At 70.3% G+C, this 19,021-nt stretch carries 13 protein-coding genes; 5 read left to right on the top strand and 8 right to left on the bottom strand.

Annotation, left to right across the window (positions count from 1 at the left end; genetic code table 11):
- Positions 1–118 precede the first annotated feature (118 nt).
- The 8 genes from B6G06_RS03350 to B6G06_RS03315 all read right to left on the bottom strand — a co-directional run bounded on the left by B6G06_RS03350 (position 119) and on the right by B6G06_RS03315 (position 9,969).
- Positions 119–844 (bottom strand): TlpA family protein disulfide reductase, encoded by a 726-nt coding sequence (locus B6G06_RS03350; RefSeq protein ID WP_081170971.1) that lies wholly within the window; start codon positions 842–844, stop codon positions 119–121.
- Positions 837–1,781: a c-type cytochrome biogenesis protein CcsB gene (gene ccsB / locus B6G06_RS03345; protein ID WP_081170969.1), complete on the bottom strand. Its 945-nt coding sequence runs from the start codon at positions 1,779–1,781 to the stop codon at positions 837–839. The genes B6G06_RS03350 and ccsB overlap by 8 nt, the downstream gene beginning before the upstream one ends.
- A complete protein-coding gene (locus tag B6G06_RS03340) occupies positions 1,774–3,321 on the bottom strand; it encodes a cytochrome c biogenesis ResB family protein (RefSeq protein ID WP_080463082.1) in 1,548 nt (515 codons plus the stop codon). Before B6G06_RS03340 ends, ccsB begins: the two co-directional genes overlap by 8 nt.
- A gap of 10 nt (positions 3,322–3,331) precedes the next feature.
- On the bottom strand, positions 3,332–4,156 hold the full coding sequence (locus B6G06_RS03335) for a cytochrome c biogenesis CcdA family protein (protein ID WP_080463083.1): 825 nt from the start codon (positions 4,154–4,156) through the stop codon (positions 3,332–3,334).
- Positions 4,153–5,082, bottom strand: coding sequence for a tetratricopeptide repeat protein (locus B6G06_RS03330; protein WP_080463084.1), 930 nt, complete (start codon positions 5,080–5,082; stop codon positions 4,153–4,155). The genes B6G06_RS03335 and B6G06_RS03330 overlap by 4 nt, the downstream gene beginning before the upstream one ends.
- Positions 5,082–6,656 (bottom strand): ammonia-forming cytochrome c nitrite reductase subunit c552, encoded by a 1,575-nt coding sequence (locus tag B6G06_RS03325; protein ID WP_229657969.1) that lies wholly within the window; start codon positions 6,654–6,656, stop codon positions 5,082–5,084. The genes B6G06_RS03330 and B6G06_RS03325 overlap by 1 nt, the downstream gene beginning before the upstream one ends.
- 13 nt (positions 6,657–6,669) lie before the next feature.
- Entirely contained in the window at positions 6,670–7,149 is a 480-nt protein-coding gene (nrfH, locus tag B6G06_RS03320) for a cytochrome c nitrite reductase small subunit (protein ID WP_080463085.1), read from the bottom strand.
- A 192-nt stretch (positions 7,150–7,341) separates the two neighbouring features.
- Complete coding sequence (locus B6G06_RS03315; protein ID WP_080463086.1) at positions 7,342–9,969, bottom strand: Rne/Rng family ribonuclease; 2,628 nt, start codon at positions 9,967–9,969, stop codon at positions 7,342–7,344.
- 508 nt (positions 9,970–10,477) lie between these two features.
- Here B6G06_RS03315 and B6G06_RS03310 point away from each other — a divergent pair.
- From B6G06_RS03310 to B6G06_RS03290, 5 genes are all read left to right on the top strand, one after another.
- Positions 10,478–11,992, top strand: coding sequence for a cytochrome ubiquinol oxidase subunit I (locus B6G06_RS03310; RefSeq protein ID WP_081170967.1), 1,515 nt, complete (start codon positions 10,478–10,480; stop codon positions 11,990–11,992).
- A gap of 22 nt (positions 11,993–12,014) precedes the next feature.
- Positions 12,015–13,148 carry a cytochrome d ubiquinol oxidase subunit II gene (cydB, locus tag B6G06_RS03305; protein ID WP_080463088.1) on the top strand — a complete coding sequence of 378 codons (1,134 nt, stop codon included), beginning with the start codon at positions 12,015–12,017 and terminating at the stop codon, positions 13,146–13,148.
- A gap of 370 nt (positions 13,149–13,518) precedes the next feature.
- On the top strand, positions 13,519–15,306 hold the full coding sequence (cydD, locus tag B6G06_RS03300) for a thiol reductant ABC exporter subunit CydD (RefSeq protein WP_205635466.1): 1,788 nt from the start codon (positions 13,519–13,521) through the stop codon (positions 15,304–15,306).
- Positions 15,303–17,114 carry a thiol reductant ABC exporter subunit CydC gene (gene cydC, locus B6G06_RS03295; RefSeq protein WP_081170963.1) on the top strand — a complete coding sequence of 604 codons (1,812 nt, stop codon included), beginning with the start codon at positions 15,303–15,305 and terminating at the stop codon, positions 17,112–17,114. Before cydD ends, cydC begins: the two co-directional genes overlap by 4 nt.
- A complete protein-coding gene (locus tag B6G06_RS03290; RefSeq protein ID WP_080463091.1) occupies positions 17,107–19,011 on the top strand; it encodes a sensor histidine kinase in 1,905 nt (634 codons plus the stop codon). The genes cydC and B6G06_RS03290 overlap by 8 nt, the downstream gene beginning before the upstream one ends.
- Positions 19,012–19,021 lie beyond the last annotated feature (10 nt).

Raw genomic sequence — 19,021 nt, 5'->3', positions numbered from 1 at the left:
AGGGCGCTCTCCTGGGCAAACGGTGCGACACGCACCGGCTGACTACTTTAGGTGAAATGCTCCCGGGGCTCCAAGCCCGGGGCTGCGGCGCGCCTGTGTTCTTCGGCACGGGCGGCCCTCACGGGCCGGGCTGGCCGATGAGGGGCCGCACCTGCGCACGTATCTGGTCCGGGGACATCGCGCCGACCCGTGTGGCCGCTATCGTGCCGTCAGCGCCGATGAACCAGTGGGCGGGGATCCCGTAAACGCCATAGGCCGAGGAGATCGCGTCCTCGGTGTCCACAACGGTGGTGTAGGTCAGTCCCAGGCGCTGGACGTAGTCGGCGACGGTCTGGGGGCTGTCCTGGACGTGGACGGCGATGATCGTCAGCTGATCCCCGTACTCCTGGGAGATCGCCTGGACGTCGGGGGCCTCGGTGCGGCACTCGGTGCACCAGGTGGCGCCGAAGAGCAGCCACACGGGCCTGCCCCGCAGATCGGTCAGGTCCACCGGGGCGCCGTTGATGTCCGTGGCGCTGAAGACGGGGGCTTCCTGACCCACCTGGGGGGCGGCGCCGCTGGGAGCGTCCGTCGACAGCATCGTCACCCCGCCGCCGCCCTGGCCGGAGGCCGAGGCGACGGGGCCCTCAGTGCGCCACGAGCCCGTCAACCACACGCCGCCCAGGATGAGCGCCGTGGACACGGCCAGCACGAGGCCGTTGCTCACCCACACCGGGATATGGCGGCCCGTCCGGGAGCCGCCCTTGGGGCCGTCGCCCTTGCCGGCGCGCGCCGTCGAGCGCGCGGGGCTCGCCCCGTACTCGTCCAGGAGGGCCTCGTCATCCCTCTCCTCACGATCAGCCATAGGAGTGCAGCCCTCCGAAGAAGTGGTTCCCGAAGTACGCGAAGAGCACCGCGGCGAACCCGAGGATGAGGAGCCAGGCACTGCGCGATCCCTGCCAGCCCCTGGTCACCCGGGCATGCAGGTAGGCGCCGTAGACGAGCCAGGTCACGAGGGCGGCGGTCTCCTTGGGATCCCATCCCCAGTAGCGCCCCCACGCGGTGTTCGCCCAGACGGCGCCCAGCACGGTCATCATGGTCAGCAGCGGGAAGGTGGCGGTGGCGGCCTTGTAGCCGACGTCGTCGAGGACCTCGAGCGAGGGCAGCGACCGGAACCTCTTGAGGCGGGGGTGGAGGAGGTAGAGGACCGCCGCCGCGAAGGACACGCAGGCCGCCCCGTAGGCGAGCACCGCGAAGAACACGTGGAGGGTCAGCATGAGGGAGTTGCGCAGAGCCGGGACGAGCGGCGTGATCGCCTTGTCCTGGCTGTCGGCGTAGATGAGCAGGGCGATGACCACCGGGAGGACCACGATGGACAGCCAGCGCACGCGGTAGCGGAACTCGGCGATGAGGTACATGAGCAGGATGCCGAAGGTGAAGGACACCGCGAACTCATGCTGGTTGGCGAAGGGGCTGTACCCGGTGGCGCTGGCGCGCAGGGCCAGGTAGGCGGTGATGAGGGCCAGGGCGATGGCGGTGAAGCCGGTGGCGTACAGCGCCAGCCCCCTGGGCAGGCCGGGGCGCGAGGCGCGTGCCCAATGGGCCGAGTGGCTCGCCCGGCCCCCCACTGCACCGCCGACGGCCTTGCCGCCGTGAGCCCCGCCCGGGCCCGCCGGGGCCGGGACGGCCTGAGCTCGGGCTCCGCGCCCTGTGAGGACGACGGCGTCGCAGACGACGGCCAGGACGAGGATCGCCATGGCCGAGGTCAAGAGAAACTGGCCGATGCTGAGAACGTTATTCATGGTCGCTGGGCTCCTTCTCCTTGCTCTCCTTGGCAGTGGTGGCGGGATCAGGGTCCTCGGGGTCGTCCTGGGACCCGACGGCGGCCTCGATCCGCCCGACGAGCGCGGCGAACATGCGCTCGAAGGTGATGTCGAGGCGCGAGACCGATCCGAGGCGGATGACGCTGCCCGTTCCCTCCTCGCCGGATTCCACGCGCGCCCATAGGCGCCGATAGGGCATGAGGAAGGTGATCGACATGCCGATCATCAGCAGCGCCGAGGCGGCCCACATGATCGGGGTGCCCGGATCCCGCCGGAGCGTGAGCCCCGTGTACTGGCGCTCCCGTTCGAAGGTGACGGTGAGGTCCTCGAGCTGAGCGGCGGTTCCGGCCGCGGCCGCCTGCTCGGACTGCGGGTCGGTGTGCCCGTCGGGGGCCAGGCCGACGATGGCGGTTCCCGGCGCGATCCGGGACATCGCCTGCCCGGAGGCGGGCAGGAAGACGTAGACGACCCTTCCATCGGGCAAGTCGACACGCCCATAGACCTCGGTCTTCCGCGGGGTCTGCCACTGGAGGGGGACGCTGCGCTGGGCCAGGACGGTCCCGGCGGCGTCGACGATGGTGATATCCGCGGATGTGCCGTAGGAGGCCTGATGGAGCCTATAGCCGTCGATGGACATCGGCGAGTTGACCCGTACCTCCTGGCGGGCGATCTCCTCATCGCCGCGAAGGATGCTCAGGTCGGACATGTAGTCCATGGGCCGCCCGGTGTCGGTATAGGAATCGGTGAAAGAGTTGGCGCGCACGCTCAGCCCCGTGCCATGGCCGATCTCGATGCTGGAACCGACGGGAACGGTCAAGTCCTCCTCGATGCCCCAGGTGGAGGAGACAACGAAGGCGCCCAGAATGAGAACGAAGGCCGCGTGCGCCAGTACGGTGCCGATGCCCGAGCGCGCGTTGCGGTCGGCGTAGAGGCAGTGCTCGGGGTCACGGTCATCCGGGATGACCCGCCAGCGGGCCTTGCGCAGCACCTCCCGGGTCGCCTCCAGCGACGCCGGGACACCATCGGGGCTGGGGACGCGCGCGCGGTAGCGGGCCTTGTCGAAGAACCGGGGGGCGACATGCACCCGGGGCTCCCTCACGCGCTTGACCAGCTCGGGGATGCGGTGGGCCGTGCAGGCGATGATGCTCAGGGCCAGTAGCGAGACCACCACGTAGAAGCCGACGGAGGTGAAGACGTGGAAGAAGCCCAGAGCGTCGAAGGCCGTCGTCAACCGCCCCAGGGCGGGACGCCTGGCGTTGAGGAAGGACTCCTTGGCCCATGGGTCGGCCAGGAGCTCCTTCGTGGCCTGCGGCAGGAGCGAGCCGATGAAAGCGTAGAGGGCGAACAGGAGAATGACTATCAGGCCGAGCGTCTTGGAGTAGAAGAGCCGGTAGAGCCAAAGGAACAGCTCGACCACCGGCACGTCCCTCTCCCCGCCGCTGATGTCGGGGGCGGTGACCTCGGCGGCCGAGTCAGGCCCTCCAGCGCCTGGAGCGGCCTTGGGCGCCTTGTCTGTCATGGAGTCCTCCTCATAGTGGGGTGCTCACGAAGCCGGAGAGCGGGGCCAGCAGATCCATGGTCATCAGCGCCCCGACGGCGATGAGCAGAACTCCCGAGGCGATCCGGATGGCGCGGCCATGGGCGCGCAGCCACGCTGTTCTGGCCGCCGCGCGGTCAATGCCCAGGGCCAGGACGATCACCGGCGCGCCGAGCCCGGCGCAGAACACGACCATGAGCGCAAACCCCTGCCAGGCAGAAGCCGCTTGGGAGGCGAGCGCGATGATCGCACCAAGCACCGGACCGATGCAGGGCGACCATCCCAGGGCGAAGCCGATGCCCATGAGCAGCGAGCTGAGAGGGGTCGCTCCCCCGCCCGGGCGGCCGGCATCACCGAGCCCACCGCCGAGAGCTCGGTCCAGTGCCCTGATCCGCAGCAGTCCAACGGTGTGCAGGCCCATCACGATGAGAAGGGCGCCGCCCACGAGGCGCAGTGCCCGGCGGTGCGGGCCCAGGGCGACGGCGCCGGACACGATGAGCGCCCACAGCCCCACGAACACGACGGAGAAGCCGAGCACGAAGGCAGTGGCGTTGAGCACGACGCGCGGCGGGGCGGGGCGCGCGACCCCGTCGACTGCCGGGGCCCCAAGGGGGATGGCCGCGCCGCCGCCCTTCACCTGCCCGAGGTCGCCTCTGGTGAGCACTGGGGCGCGGCGCAGCGAGGGGATATCCGCCGCAGCGGCGCCTCCGCGCCCAGCGAGATGGGCGAGGAGTGCGGGCACCAGGGGCAGAAAGCAGGGCGAGGCGAAGGCCATGAGACCCGCCAGGAGCGCGACGGGAACGGACACGGATGTCATCGGGGAGCCGCCTCGGCAGTGGCGCTCGCGCTTCCCGTGGGGGCGGCGGACGCTCCCTGGGGTCCGACCGCGTCGCCCTGCGAGCCCAGGTTAGCCATATGCGAGCGCGCCTTGCCGGCCATCTCCGAGTCAGGGGCGAGGGCGATGACCTTCTGCCAGGCGGCCCGGGCGGCGTCCTCGTCCGGCGGGTTGGTGCTCATGCGGATGAAGCCGAGGTAATACCAGGCCTCCACCTTGGCCGGATCCTCATCGGTGACGCCGGTGAGGGTCTCGATCGCCCGGTCGTAGTCACCGAGACCGGCGTAGGCCCGCCCGAGCCGGATCCTCAGATCGAGATTCGCAGGATCGGCCTCGATCTGCGACTGGATGGTGGAGACCTCCGCCGCCCACTGCTCGGTGCCCGGCTTGGAAGCATCGCCCTGCGCGCCGGCGCTGGCCATGGTGCCCCCGTGGGGAGAACCGGAGGAGACTCCCCCCACATTGCTGTACCAGATCGCGACGGCGATGCCGAGAATGACGGCGGCGACGAGCGCGATGCGCTCCGCACTCGACAACGGCGCACGCCGCCTCGACCTTGAGCCGGCCGGCCCCCGGTGCTCGTCCTCACCCCGCTTGGCGCGGCGCGAGGCGAGCTTGGAGCCGATGAGATCGTCGTCGTCCTCAAGGCCGGCGTAGAAGGCCTCGGACTCGTCCTGCTCCTCCGACTCGGCGGCGTCGGCGCTGCCGGCGCCGCCCCCCGATCCCTTGGCCCCGTCTTTGGCGGTCTCCTCGGCGCTCCCGAATCCGGCGGCCCGTCCCCCCGCCCGCAGGAGCTCCTGACGCTCCTGCGGGCTCAGCTCATCGAGCAGCTCGCGGACTCGCCTGAGGCGGTCGTCATCCGGCACTGGGGCATCGCCCCGCGCGCCGCTGCCCTCAGCGCCCGCCATCAGTGGCCGCTGCCTTGGGAGGCGCCGGTCGCCGCCTTGTCCGAGGGGTAGTGCTCGGCATTGGCGGTCGAGACGTCCGAGGCCTTGAGCTCCTCGGCGGTCTTGCCCGTCAGGGCCAGGCGGCCGTTCTGCGCGGCGTTCTCCGCCTGGTTGATGATCCGCTGCTCGTAGTCCGGGGCGTGGAAGCCATAGGAATTCTCGGAGTAGACGTAGTCGAGGTAGAAGCTCGCCTTGCGCTGGTACTGCTGGGCCAGGGCGACCTGCTCGGGCGAGGTGCCATTGGTCTTGGCCGCTTCCAGGTCGGAGATGAGACCGACCAGGGCGTCAAAGGCGCGGTCGCGCGAGGAGATGAAGTTCGCCTGGATCGTGCGCACCCGCTTCTCGATGACGCCGTCGCCGGTCTTGTGGCAGGTGCCGCAGGAGGCGTTGACATCCACCATCGGCGTGGTGACATGGTGGTTGGAGACCTTGCCGGCGCCCACGCGCTTGTAGTTCATGTGGCAGTCGGCGCATCCAACGCCGTTGGCGGCGTGGACCGAGTTGGACCAGATGTCGAACTCGGGGTGCTGGGCCTTGAGCATGGGCGCCCCGGTCTTCTCGTGAGTCCAGTCGGTGAAGCCCTGCTCCTCGTAGTAGGAGTAGATGTTGTCGATGTCGATCCCCTTGTCCCAGGGGAAGGTCAGGACCTTGTTGTCCCCCTTGAAGTAGTACTCCACGTGGCACTGGGCGCACACGTACGTCCGCATCTCCTGCGGGGTGGCGTCCTTGTTGACCTCGAAGTCGTTCACGCCCTGGCTGGCCTTGAGGGCCTTGATGGCGCGCATGAAGGACGGGCGGGTGACCCGCAGCTCCATGGTCTTGGGGTCGTGGCAGTCGATGCAGGCCACCGGGTGCGACACCGAGCCATCGGCGAGGACCTCGGAGAGCTTCATCGTGCCAGTGGCCTCGAAGCCCGCTTCCCGATCGCCGTTGCCGAGCTTGTCATAGAGGGCGGGCGCCGAGACATGGCAGTTCGCGCAGGTGCCGGGCTGTTGGTCCTTGGCGTTGCGCAGCGTGTACTGCTGGTCGATCGTGGCGTACTCGTGACCGCGGGCGTGCCGGTAGTCCACGGCGAAGGCGTATCCGGACCACATCTCGATCAGTCGGGGGTCCTCCTCCAGCTTCTGGGACTTGACCTCGCTGCGGGGGTCCCCCTCCACCGAGTGCGGCACCATCGTGCCCGCGTGCTCGGCGGGGGTGAACTCCGCCGTCTTCTTGTAGTCCGCGTACTGGATGGGGTAGTTCTGGCCCCAGGTGGCGGGGTCGTAAGAGGTCTCATCGAGCTCCACGACGTTGTAGAAGGCGCGCGAGCCCTCGACCTGGTGGTCGTTGATGCTCATGAGCAGCATGGTCACGACGAAGGTCGCCCCTGCGACCAGTGCCATGAACAGCACCATGAACACGGGGCCCCCGAAGAAGGAGCGCTTGGGCCGCGCCGTGACCTCGCCGGGACCCTCATCCCTGGCTGGGCTCGTGGCGCTGTTGCGGTCAACCTCCGCTGCGGGCCCCTCGGGGCTCTCGTCGGCGGTGTCCATGGCCTGATCCTCTCTACTCATGGCCGATCCCGGAATGGCAGCGAACGCAGTCGTAGACCTCGTTGCGATTGAGCGCCCCGTGGCGCATGTCGTCGGTCACGTCGGCATGGCAGTTCACGCAGGCCTCGTTGGCGACGTCCATGTTGACGTCGCGGATGACGATGTTCTCGGGGTAGTCGCCGGTGGTGAACTTCAACCCGTGGAGGAAGCCGTCCTCCGCCTTCACCCAGTACTTATGAACGACATTGTCATGCGGCAGGTGGCAGTCACCGCAGGTGGCGCTGCGGCGGTGGTGACCCGCCTGCCAGGACTTGTACTGGTCCTCCATCACATGGCAGTTGACGCAGGCCCGCGGGTCATTACTGAGGTAGGAGAACCCCTTGGCGTACACGAAGGTGTAGGCCATCAGCCCAACGAGGAGGCCGAGTGCGAATGCCACGACCCAGCGCAGGATCGCGGTGATCCCGATCCTCCTGCCGGTGGCCGCCGCCATGACCCCTCCCCACGATTCTGTGCGCAGTGCAGGGGGACCATCCCCCCGTTTGATGGCATTGCGTCATCACGTCCAATGCTACGGGGATCTTCGCGGATCCGCCGTCGCAATGAGGGGATTGGATCAGTCGTTCTCCGCACCGACTCCAGCAATACGCCCAGAAGTGGGACGTTAGCCCCGCCCCAGCTCCGATCAGTCGCCGTCCGTCGCCGGGGAGGGGTCCTGCGACTGCTCGTGCACCTGCTCAGTGGCAGCGGCGATCTGAGCCACGGCCCCACGGACGGCAGCGCGCGCAGCCTCGTCATCGCCGGCGCCCTCGGCCCGATCGGAGCGGTTGGAGTCGGTCCTGCCCGAGGCGCGGTCGGAGGACTTCGTCGAGCTCTCCTTGCCCTTGCGCCCCTTGCGGCCCGACGAGCGGGAACCCGAGGCGGACATGTCCGCCTGCTGGTTCTCGACAGGGCTCTCGTGGACGATGAAGCCCCGGCCCCCGCAGCAGTCGCAGGGCGTGGAGAAGGCCTCAACCAGTCCCTGGCCGACGCGCTTGCGCGTCATCTGCACCAGGCCGAGGGAGGTGACCTCAGTGACCTGGTGACGGGTGCGGTCCCGGCCCAGGCACTCCACGAGGCGGCGCAGGACGAGATCGCGGTTGGACTCCAGGACCATGTCGACGAAGTCGATGACGACCATGCCACCGATGTCCCGCAGGCGCAGCTGGCGCACGATCTCCTCGGCCGCCTCGAGGTTGTTGCGGGTCACCGTCTCCTCCAGGGTGCCGCCGGCGCCGGTGTAGCGGCCGGTGTTGACGTCGATGACGGTCATGGCCTCCGTCCGGTCGATGACGAGAGTGCCGCCGCTGGGCAGCCAGACCTTGCGATCGAAGCCCTTGGCGAGCTGCTCGTCGATGCGATGAGCGGTGAACACGTCCTCCGGCTCAACCCAGTGCTGGAGACGATCGGCGAGATCGGGGCTGAGCTCGGTGACGTACTCGGAGATGGTGCGCCAGGCATCCGGTCCCGCCACGACGAGCTGACGGAAGTCCTCATTGAAGACATCGCGCACGACCCTCAGCGCGAGCTCCGGCTCGCCCTTGAGGAGGACCGGGGCCTTCCCCGAGCCGCCCAGGACGGCCTTGGCGCGCTTATCGATCGAGGCCCACTGGTCCGCGAGGCGCTTGACATCCGCGGCGAGCTGCTCCTCCGAGGCGCCCTCAGCGGCGGTTCTCACGATGACGCCGGCGGAGTCGGGGACGACCCGCTTGAGGATCTTCTTCAGGCGCGCCCGCTCGGTGTCGGGCAGCTTGCGCGAGATACCGGTCATCGTGCCGCCCGGCACGAGCACGAGATAGCGGCCGGCCAGGGCGATCTGACTCGTCAGGCGCGCCCCCTTGTGACCAATGGGGTCCTTGGTGACCTGGACGAGAACGGTATCCCCGCTGGAGAGGGCGTCCTCGATCCGGCGGGGCCTTCCCTCCATGCCCGCAGCATCCCAGTTCACCTCACCGGCGTAGAGAACCGCGTTGCGGCCCTTGCCGAGGTCAACGAAGGCGGCCTCCATCGAGGGCAGGACGTTCTGCACGCGGCCGATGTAGATATTGCCAACCATCGAGGCCTGCGTGTGGCGAGCGACATAGTGCTCGACGAGCAGGCCGTCCTCCAGCACCGCGATCTGATTGAGCCCGTCCTGCTCGCGAACGATCATGCGGCGATCGACGCTCTCGCGGCGGGCGAGAAACTCCGCCTCGGTGACGATCGGGCGCCGGCGGCCAGCAGCGCGCCCCTCCCGGCGCCGCTGGCGCTTGGCCTCCAGGCGCGTGGAGCCCTTGAGAGCGGTGACCTCATCGCGAATGTCCTTGCCCCTGCCCTCCCCGGCCTCGCGATCGGAGCGGGTGCGCGAGCGGCGACGCCGACGACGGCGCGAGGAGCCGCCGTCCTCCTCGCCCTCGGCGCCGTCGGGGTCCTCCGCTCCCTCCACCGGCGCGCCCACGGCCCGGCCGTCGGGCTCGGCATCGCCAGCGTCCTCGGCGGCGGAGGCGTCGTCGCTAGAGCCGTCCTCGGCGGACTGCCCGCGGGGACGTCGCCCCCGACCCCCGCGGCGGCGCTTGCGCCTGCCCTGGCCCGACTCGGCATCCGAGGCGTCATCGGCGACATCCGACTCGTTCGCACCGTCGGAGGACTCGGCGGTCTCATCCTCGGCGGAGAATGGGGCGTCCTGGGATTCATGGGACTCAGGAGCGTCGGCCTCCGAGAGGGCATCCGCGGTCTTCTTCTTGCGCGAGCGGCGCCGAGCCGGCGCGGCCTCTTCCACGTGCTCGGGCGCGGCAACCGGGGCCGTCGCCTTGCGACGGCGGCGCCCCTTCCCCGCAGGCGCGGCGGCGCTCTCAGGAGCGGCGTCGGCGCCCTGTGGACCGAGTGCCTCGGAGTCATCATCTGAGCTGCGACCACGGCCGCGCGCGGAAGCGACGGGCTGGCCGGCGGCGGGCGCCTCCTGCGGAGTCGTCGTCGCCGAAGAGGCCCGGCGACGGCGCCTGGCGCGGGCGGGATCGGGCGCTTGGAAGAGGAGGGAGGCCACGGGCAGCATGGGCTGAGCGTCCTGCGAGGCCTCCTCGGGCGCGCCCTCGGGACTCTCGGGCTCATCGGCCGCAGAGGTGCGCAGGGGACTCCTCCCCGCCCGGGGCTCGGGCGCGGCCTCAGGGGCCGCAGCGGCAGCGGTGGCCTTGTGGCGGCGCCGGGGAGGCGTGGCGGGAGTCTCCTTCGGCTCGGCGGCGCTCATGGGCTCGACGGCCTCGGTCGCGGCTTCGGTGGTCTTCTTGGCTCGTGGCATCGTGATGCACTCTCCGGATGCCCGCGCGCCACCCGTACTCGCGGCGCCGGGGCGCTGTCAGCTCCCCTGGGAGGAGCAGAGAAAGTCTGCGTCTGCGCCGTGAGGCGCCGGCTCGCCATGGCACCCGCTCGGCGCTGGAGTGCGGCGGCGCGCGATGCGGCGCAAGTCTCCACTGCCGGGGTAGCCGACGAGGCTCGGACTCCGGCCGCCTGTACGAGGGCGCTCGAAGCCGGGTCAGAGTATTCCACACCCCCGGGCGCCCGATGGCGCGGCCGGGCCGATCACGCCCGAGGCATAGCGCACGTCGGCGCCCCGGGGCGCACCCGGCCCGAGGCGCGGCGGGGCCGGTCCACCGGATGCGATTGAGATACGAGGTCCCGCGCGCCAACGAAATCGTGACACAACGTCAGTCCGTGCCCTACACTCGCATCAGCCCCAGACCCTATACATCGCCACCATCCACAATGGTGTCCCCTATTTCCGTTCACCCCTTCCGAAAGGTGCGATCATGACTCTCGCGCCGATGGCGCTGGACTCCCTCGACCTGGCTCGATGGCAGTTCGGCATCACCACGGTCTACCACTTCATCCTGGTTCCCCTGACGATCGGCCTGTCGCCACTCGTGGCGCTCATGGAGACCCTCTACCTGCGCACCGGCAACGAGCAGTGGAGGGTCGCCACCAAGTTCTTCGGCAAGATCCTGCTCATCAACTTCGCCCTGGGGGTGGCCACCGGCATCGTCCAGGAGTTCCAGTTCGGCATGAACTGGTCGGAGTACTCGCGATTCGTCGGCAACATCTTCGGCGCCCCCCTGGCCTTCGAGGCGCTGCTGGCCTTCTTCATGGAGTCGACCTTCCTGGGCCTGTGGATCTTCGGATGGGACCGCCTGTCCCCCAAGCTGCACAACCTGTGCATGTGGATGGTGGCCCTGGGCACCAACGTCTCGGCTTTCTTTATCCTGGCGGCCAACTCCTGGATGCAGAACCCCGTCGGCGCCGTCCTCAACCCGCAGACCGGGCGCGCCGAGCTCGACGGCGTCGACGGATTCCTCAAGGTGCTGAGCAACCCACTGCTGTGGACCACCCTGGCCCACACCATCTCCGCCGCCTTCCTCGTGGCGGGAGCCGTCATCCTGGGCGTGGCCGCGTGGTGGATGACCCGCGCCGTCCGCGCCGGGCAGGACTTCGAGGCCCGGCAGCTGTGGCGACGCCTCACCCGCTTCGGAGCGATCACCATGATCATCTCCGGCCTGCTGTGCACGGCCTCGGGCCACACCCAGGGCCAGATCATCGCCGAGGTCCAGCCCGCCAAGATGGCCGCCGCCGAGATGCTGTGCGAGACCCAGGAGGGCGCGGGATTCACCGTCGCGACCTTCGGCTCGTGCGCCGATGGCACGGCCTCGCACATCCTGACGATCCCCAACATCTACTCCTTCATGGCCACCAACGACCCGCACGCCGAGGTCATGGGCCTCAACGACGCCCAGACCATGTACGAGCAGAGGTTCGGCCCGGGCGACTACACCCCCGACGAGATGATCACCTTCTGGACCTTCCGCCTCATGATCGGGCTCGGAATGATCTCCATGGCCATCGGAGCCCTCGCGCTGTGGCTGACCCGACGCGACCGGCTCATCGGCAGCCCGGCCCTGGGCAAGGCGGCCCTGTGGACGATGTGGCTGCCCTTCATCGCCTCCTCCTTCGGCTGGATCTTCACGGAGATGGGCCGCCAGCCCTGGGTCATCGCCCCCAACCTCGCCGACCCGGTCTCCCAGATCTACATGCGAACCGCCGACGGGGTCTCCACCGTGGTCTCCTCGGGAACCGTCCTGGCCTCCATGGTGATCTTCACCCTCCTATACGCGGGCCTGGGAGTCATCTGGTTCTACCTGCTGCGCCGCTACATCCGCGAGGGCGTGCGCACCCCGGTCGATCCGGTGAACGCCCCCAGAGCCAAGGCCTCCGGGCCGAGTGGATCCACGAAGACCGCGGACGCTCCCGCCCTGCTGTCCTTCGAGTACTGAGCCGGGAAGGAAGAACACGACCATGACGCTCTCGATTCTCTGGTTCATCCTCATCGCCGTCCTGTGGACCGGCTACCTCGCTCTGGAGGGCTTCGACTTCGGAGTCGGCATGCTCCTGAAGATCCTCGGCCGCGACGAGCGCGAGCGCCGCGCCATGATGGGGACCATCGGGCCCCACTGGGATGGCAACGAGGTCTGGCTGCTCACCGCCGGCGGCGCCACCTTCGCCGCCTTCCCGGAGTGGTACGGCACCCTCTTCTCCGGCGCCTATCTGCCGCTGTTCCTCATCCTGCTGTGCCTGATCGTGCGCGTCTGCGCCATCGAATGGCGCATCAAGATCAACTCCCAGCGCTGGCGCGACTGGTGGGACTGGGCCCACACGATCAGCGCGTGGGTGCCCGCCGTGCTGTGGGGCGTGGCCTTCGCCAATCTGGTGCAGGGCATGAGGATCGAGGTCATCGAGACGGCGAGCGGAGCCGCCATCGACCCGGCCCGGGTCCCGGCCGACTCCCTGACGCTCGGCGCCTCGCACCAGCTCACCGGCGGGTTCTTCTCGTTGCTCACCCCCTTCACCCTTCTGGGCGGCGCGGTGACCTGCCTGCTCTTCATCACCCACGGCGCACTGTTCACCGCCTTGAAGACCACCGGGGCGCTTCGCGAGCGCGCAGAGTCCTTCGCCGTGCGCTCCGGCTCCGTCTCCGCGACGCTCACCGCAGTGTGGGCCCTCTGGGCGCAGTTGGCCCACTCCCCCAACGCCCTGGCCTGGCTGCCGCTCATCATCGCCGCCGCCGGTCTCATCGGCTCCCTGCTCATGAGCCACCGCGGCCGCTTCGGGATGGCGTTCGGGATGCACTTCGCCGGAATCGCCTTCGCAGTGGCCTTCATCTTCTCCGCCATGGCGCCCGATGTCATGCGCTCGTCCATCGACCCGGCCTATTCCTTGACGATCCAGCAGGCGGCCTCTGCTGATGTCACCCTGCTCATCATGACGGTGGCGGCCGTTGTGTTCGTCCCGGTCGTGCTCTTCTACACGATCTGGGGCTACAAGGTGTTCGCCGGGCGCATCAGCGCCGAGGCCATCAACCCCGATGCGGGCGGTCTGCATCCCACGAATGTGCGCGACTCCGCCCAGCCGGAGGCCGTTATCGGCTATTGAGCCCGACGCGGCCCCGCCGCGCGAGGGAGCGCCCCCCTGCTCCCTGCCGGGGTGAGATCCCGCCATCGACGATGATCGCCGCCCGGCCCAGATGGGCCGGGCGGCGATCATCGTCGTGCCGCGCACGCACCACTGGGGAACGGCGAACGGGCACTCATGACGCCGTCGTGTCATCCGAACGGTCACCCTTGCTGGCGGGGCATTGATCCTGCGGGTCGGGCTTACGAGCATCGTCTCACCAGCGCGCCGCCTTCGCCAGGAACGGCGGGAGGCAACCGGGTGGCAGATCGAGTCCGCCTCCCCAGCACTCACCGGCATAAACGACGCCTATGACCCGGCGGTCTGCGCCCCTCCACATAGGATGGGCGCCGTGAAGCCCCTTGACCCACGTCTCATGCGCTACGCGCACTCGGCCCGGCGCTACGTGGTCCTGACCGCCGTGACGGGTGTCCTCACGGCGATCCTCGTGGTAGCGCAGGCCTGGCTCATCTCCCGGATCATCTCCCCCGTCATCCTGGACCGAGCGCGCCCGGGAGAGCTGAGCGGCCTCCTGGCGGCCCTGGCCGGCGTGGCGGTGGCGCGCGCGCTGGTCGTGCTCGTTCAGGAGGGCCGGGCCCACCGGGCGGCCGCCTCCACGATCATCGAGCTTCGGCGCCTCGTCCTGGCCCGCGCGGCAGCGCTCGGCCCCCGGTGGCAGTCCACCCACGGCGCAGATACCGCGACCCTGCTCACCCGTGGGCTGGACGACCTCGAGCCCTATTTCGTCCGTTATCTGCCCCAACTCCTCCTGGCCGCCACCGTCACCCCGATGACCGGTGCCGTCATGCTCGCGGCCGATATCCCATCGACCGTCGCCGTCGTGCTCACGACCCCCCTCATCCCGGTGTTCATGATCCTCATCGGCCGTCTGACCCAGGAGTACTCCACGCAGCGCCTCGCCGCCATGGAGCGACTGGGATCCCAGGTGCTCGACCTCATCGCGGGCCTGCCGACGCTCAAGGCCCTGGGGCGCGAGACCGGGCCGGTCAAGCGGGTGCGGGCACTGGGCGAGGCCTACAACGCCACCACGATGTCCACCCTGCGCGTGGCCTTCCTGTCCGGCGCGGTACTCGAGTTCATCACCACGCTGTCGGTCGCGATCATCGCCGTCGAAGTCGGCTTCCGGCTCCTGTACGGCGGCCTCGACCTGGCCACCGGCCTCCTCGTCATCATGATCGCCCCGGAGATCTTCAACCCCCTGCGCCAAGTCGGCTTCCACTTCCACGCCTCCGCCAATGGCGTGGCCGCAGCCGAGGCCGTCTTCTCCATCCTCGAGACCCCCATCCCGGAGCGCGGCACCACTGCGGCACCCTCTCTCGCCACCGCGACCATCCGCATTGAGGGATTGTCGGTCGCAGCCCGGGGCGCCTGGGCACCCCACGACCTCACCGCCGTCATCCGCCCCGGTCGGCTCGTGGTGCTCACCGGGGACTCCGGGGCAGGCAAGACCACCACCGCCCAGGTCCTCCTCGGCCTCCTGCCGGCCGACCGCGGCCGCGTGCTCATCAGCGCCCCGCTCGGTGATTCCCCCGGAACGCCCGCAGGCGGGCTGATCGACCTGGCGGACATCGATCCCGCCACCTGGTGGGAGCAGATCTCCTGGGTCCCCCAGCGCCCCGCCATCCTTCCGGGGACCCTCCTGGCCCACGTCCTGGGCGAGGATGAGGAGGCCGCGATGAGGGCATCGGGGGCACCCATTCCCGAAGCCGTCGAGCGGGCCGCGGCACAGTCCGGGCTCGACGAGGTCATCGCCTCCCTGGAGCACGGCTGGTCGACCCCGATTGGCCAGGGCGGGGTCGGCCTGAGCATCGGTCAGCGCCAACGCCTCGCGCTCACCCGAGCCCTCCTCGCCCCCAGGCCCCTCGTCGTGCTCGATGAGCCCACCGCCCACCTCGACGCCGCCAGCGAGGCCCATGTGCTGCGCGCCGTCGAAGCACTGCGGGCCGAAGGACGGACGATCATCGTCATCGCCCACCGCCGGGCCCTCATCGCCATCGCCGACGACGTCGTCGAGGTTCGCTCGACCCACGATCCCGACACGACGCCGTCCGAGGGGACCGCGCCGCCTGGCGAAGCCGCCGCCGCTGGCGCCCTCACGAGGGCCGGTGATGGTCGATGAGTCCCCTCCCCTCCCTCCTCGCCCCCGACGAGCGGCGGGCGCTGCGGCGCGCCGTCGATCTGCTCGGACTCGACCGCCGCCGGTTCGCCATGTCCGTCATCGCCGGCGCCCTGAGCCTGGGCAGCGCCGTGAGCCTAACCGCGGTGTCCGCCTGGCTCATCGCGAGAGCCGCCCAGATGCCCGATATCGCCGCGCTCGGCGTGGCCCCCGTTGCGGTGCGGCTCTTCGGCATCTCGCGCTCAGTGCTGCGCTACTGCGAGCGCCTCGTCTCGCACTCCACGGCCCTGCGCGGGATGAGCTCGCTGCGCTCCCGCCTCTACGAGACCCTGGCCTCCTCGCGCACCGACACGGTGGCGGGACTGCGCCGTGGGGATGTGCTCGCTCGCGTGGGAGCGGATATCGACGCCGTCGGGGATCTCGTCATCCGCGCCTATCTGCCGGTGGCAATCGCCATCGCCGTGAGCACGGGCACCGTGGCGGGCATCATGATCATCCACTGGCCCGCAGGCCTCATCCTCGCCGTCTGCCTGGCCCTGTCGGGGATCGTCGGGCCGGCGATCACCATCCGCTCCGCCAGGGCCGCCGAGCTGGCGCGCCAGGAGCAGGCGACGGACCTGACCGCTCATGCGCTCACCGCCATCGAGTCCGGATCCGAGCTCAGCGTCTCGGGACGCATGCCGCGGCTCATGGAGGAGGTGGCGACCGCGGAGAAGCGCCTCGCCGCCTCCCGTGACGCGGGAGCCCGGCCGGCAGCGGTCGCTGCCGCCCTGGACACCGCCGCCCTGGGTCTGACCGTCATCGGCGCCCTCCTGACGGGCATTCCCGCGGTGAGCAGCGGGCGGCTCGCACCGGTCATGTTGGCCGTCATCGTCCTCGTGCCCCTGTCCGCCTTCGAGGCGGTCGCCGCACTCGGCCCGGCCAGCGTTCAACTCGTCCGCTCCGCAGGGGCCGCCCGGCGCGTCGTCGGGCTCGTGGAGGCCGCGGAGGCCTCCGCAGCCCGCGTGCCAAAGCCGTCGCTGCTCCCGGAAGTCGCCGAGGGAGGGCCCAGGCTGCGCGCCCGGGGCCTGGCCGTCGGCTGGCCCGGGGGGCCGATCGTCGCCTCGGGCATCGACCTCGACCTGGCCCCCGGGCGCCGCCTGGCAATCATCGGTCCCTCCGGCATCGGCAAGACGACCCTGCTGCTCACCCTCGCCGGGCTCATCGAGCCCAAGGCCGGCGAGATCACGATCGACGGAGCTTCCCCCTGGGGCGCCGAGCGACGCGACGTGGCCGGCCGGCTCACGCTCACCGCCGAGGACGCCCATGTCTTCGACACCAGTGTCCTGGAGAACCTCAGGGTCGCCGATGGCGCTCTGACGCCCGAGCGCGCCACCGCGCTCCTCGAACGGGCAGGACTGGCCGCCTGGCTCGATGCTCTGCCCGCAGGGCTCGACACGCCCCTGGACACCGGGGCCACCGGGATCTCAGGCGGGGAGCGGCGCCGACTGCTCCTGGCCCGAGCCCTGGCCGCCCCCGCGCCGCTGCTCCTCATCGACGAACCCGGGGAGCATCTCGACGCCGCCACAGCCGACCGTCTCGTGGCCGATCTGCTGGACGCCGGGAGCCGGGCGCGAGGGATCCTGCTCATCACGCACCGGCTGAGCGCCCTGGCGGATGCCGACGAGATCCTCGTGCTGGGCCGCTCCGGAGAATCGGCCCGCGGTTCCGGCGAACCCGCCACCGTCCTGGCGAGCGGCACGCATGATGAGCTCATGAGGAACTCGGAGACCTACCGCTGGTCGCTCTCCCAGGAGAACGCCGATGCCTGAGCATGAGGAGACGCGGCAGCCGCGCCCAGGTGGTCCCCTGGCCTACGCCGTCCACGCCCACCAGGCGCCCGCGGGGGCCGGGGTGGACCGGAGCGATGGGCCGCCCTGGGAGCGCGCGGTCGACGTCGTCCAGGCAGCCCTGCGCCTGACCAGCTCGCTGCGGGTCACCGAGGCGCTGCGGCGCCTGGTGGACTCGGCCTGCTCGATCACTGGCGCCTCGTGGGGCACGATCGCCGTGAGCAAGGACGCCGTCGTCGAACCCGACACGACCGCTCCCCCGTCCACCGGCCGGGTCCCCAACCTCGTCGGTGATCGGCCCGAGATCCTCCAGCGGGTCCTGGGCGACACCCCCGCCGCCGAGGACCCGGATGCTCCCGGCCTCATGGACGGCAGGCCGGCCGAGGGCATCCCCCAGGGCGTCATCGTCGTCAACGACCTCTCGGGCGCCACCGCCTTCACCGGGGCCATCGAGGGGGAAGAGCCCGGCTCCATGCTGTCGGTGCCGGTTCGCGCCCACGGGCGGCTCTTCGGCCGCCTCTACCTGGGAGACCGCCCGGAGGGCTTCGGACGCGCCGACATCGACGCCGTGGTGACGCTCGCAGAGGCGGCCGCCATCGCCGTCGAGAACGCCCGTCTGTACCGCCAGGCCCGGGACCGCGAGCAGTGGATGGCCCTGTCCCAGGAGATCACAACCCTCCTGCTGTCCGGGGCGGAGCAGGACGACGCCCTCACCCTCATCGCACGGCGCGTGCGGGAGGTGGCCCACGCCGGAACCTCCGCCCTCGTCCTTCCCAGCATGGGCGACACCTGGATCTGCGAGATCGCCGACGGCCACCATGCCGACGAGCTCATCGGCACCTACTTCCCGGCCGATGGGCGCGCCATGTCCACCCTGGCGCGGCGCACCGGCCTGACCGTCCCCTCCCTCATCGACGCCTGGGGCGCGGAGGATCTCAAGGTGGAGGCGCTGGCGCGCTTCGGCCCGGCCCTCTACGCCCCGATGATCCACCGCGACCGGGGTGTCGGGGTCATGCTGCTGCTGCGCGAGCCCGGGGAGGCCCCTTTCACGCAGCAGGACCTGGAGATCGCTGAGCTCGTCGCGGGCCAGGCCACCATGGCCTTCGAGCTCGCCGACGCCCAGCACGCCGAGGAGATGGCCACCCTCCTCGATGAGCGCGCCCGCATCGGGCGGGACCTCCACGACCTGGCGATCCAGCAGCTCTTCGCCACCGGGATGCGGGTCACGGCCGCCCGGGATCGCCTGTGCGAGGATGACGCCGACTGCGACGCGATGCGCGACATCCTGGACTCGGTCCTGTCGGCCGTCGACGACTCGGTGAGCCAGATCCGCGCCATCGTCCACTCCTTGCGGGACCGCGACGAGGAGGTCGGGCTCGTCGAGCGGCTGCGGCGCGAGGCCTCTCTGGCGCGCACCTCGCTCGGCTTCGCGCCCTCCCTGCTCATCACCGTCGACGGCCACGCCCTCACCGAGGAGGGCGGGGACGCTCACCGCGAGTTGTCCGGGGCGATCACCGCGTCCGTGGATGACGACGTCGCCGATGACATGGTCGCCGTCGTGCGGGAGGGGCTGAGCAACGTGGCCCGCCACGCCCGGGCCTCCTCGGCGACGATCCACGTGCGGATCAACGGAGTGCTGCCGGCCTCCGAGCGCGTCGAGAAGAACTGGGCGGGCATGACCGGTCCGCTCGCCGCGATCGCCTGCAGGGACGACGGCGTCGGGGTGGATCCCGCGGTCACGCGCCGCTCCGGGACCGCCAATATGGCCGAGCGGGCCAGGCGCCACGGCGGCAGCTTCTCCATCGGTCCCAGGGCGCGCTCTGATGGGCCCCGGCGGGGGACGATCTTCACCTGGATCGCGCCGCTGGACCGCTCCTAGGCCGGGGCGC

The organism is Actinomyces gaoshouyii (genome assembly GCF_002076915.1).
In the GTDB taxonomy this organism is placed as follows: Bacteria; Actinomycetota; Actinomycetes; order Actinomycetales; family Actinomycetaceae; genus Actinomyces; species Actinomyces gaoshouyii.
Note: the sequence above shows the minus strand (reverse complement) of the source record. Positions and strands in the feature narration are given on the sequence as shown.

Bases quoted from the DNA above. Each gene is read 5' to 3' on its own strand.
- cydB (WP_080463088.1), top strand. From the start codon at position 12,015: ATGACGCTCTCGATTCTCTGGTTCATCCTCATCGCCGTCCTGTGGACC.
- B6G06_RS03350 (WP_081170971.1), bottom strand. From the start codon at position 844: ATGGCTGATCGTGAGGAGAGGGATGACGAGGCCCTCCTGGACGAGTAC.
- ccsB (WP_081170969.1), bottom strand. From the start codon at position 1,781: ATGAATAACGTTCTCAGCATCGGCCAGTTTCTCTTGACCTCGGCCATG.
- B6G06_RS03315 (WP_080463086.1), bottom strand. From the start codon at position 9,969: ATGCCACGAGCCAAGAAGACCACCGAAGCCGCGACCGAGGCCGTCGAG.
- B6G06_RS03340 (WP_080463082.1), bottom strand. From the start codon at position 3,321: ATGACAGACAAGGCGCCCAAGGCCGCTCCAGGCGCTGGAGGGCCTGAC.
- B6G06_RS03325 (WP_229657969.1), bottom strand. From the start codon at position 6,656: ATGGACACCGCCGACGAGAGCCCCGAGGGGCCCGCAGCGGAGGTTGAC.
- nrfH (WP_080463085.1), bottom strand. From the start codon at position 7,149: ATGGCGGCGGCCACCGGCAGGAGGATCGGGATCACCGCGATCCTGCGC.
- cydC (WP_081170963.1), top strand. From the start codon at position 15,303: ATGAGTCCCCTCCCCTCCCTCCTCGCCCCCGACGAGCGGCGGGCGCTG.
- B6G06_RS03330 (WP_080463084.1), bottom strand. From the start codon at position 5,082: ATGGCGGGCGCTGAGGGCAGCGGCGCGCGGGGCGATGCCCCAGTGCCG.
- B6G06_RS03310 (WP_081170967.1), top strand. From the start codon at position 10,478: ATGACTCTCGCGCCGATGGCGCTGGACTCCCTCGACCTGGCTCGATGG.
- B6G06_RS03335 (WP_080463083.1), bottom strand. From the start codon at position 4,156: ATGACATCCGTGTCCGTTCCCGTCGCGCTCCTGGCGGGTCTCATGGCC.
- B6G06_RS03290 (WP_080463091.1), top strand. From the start codon at position 17,107: ATGCCTGAGCATGAGGAGACGCGGCAGCCGCGCCCAGGTGGTCCCCTG.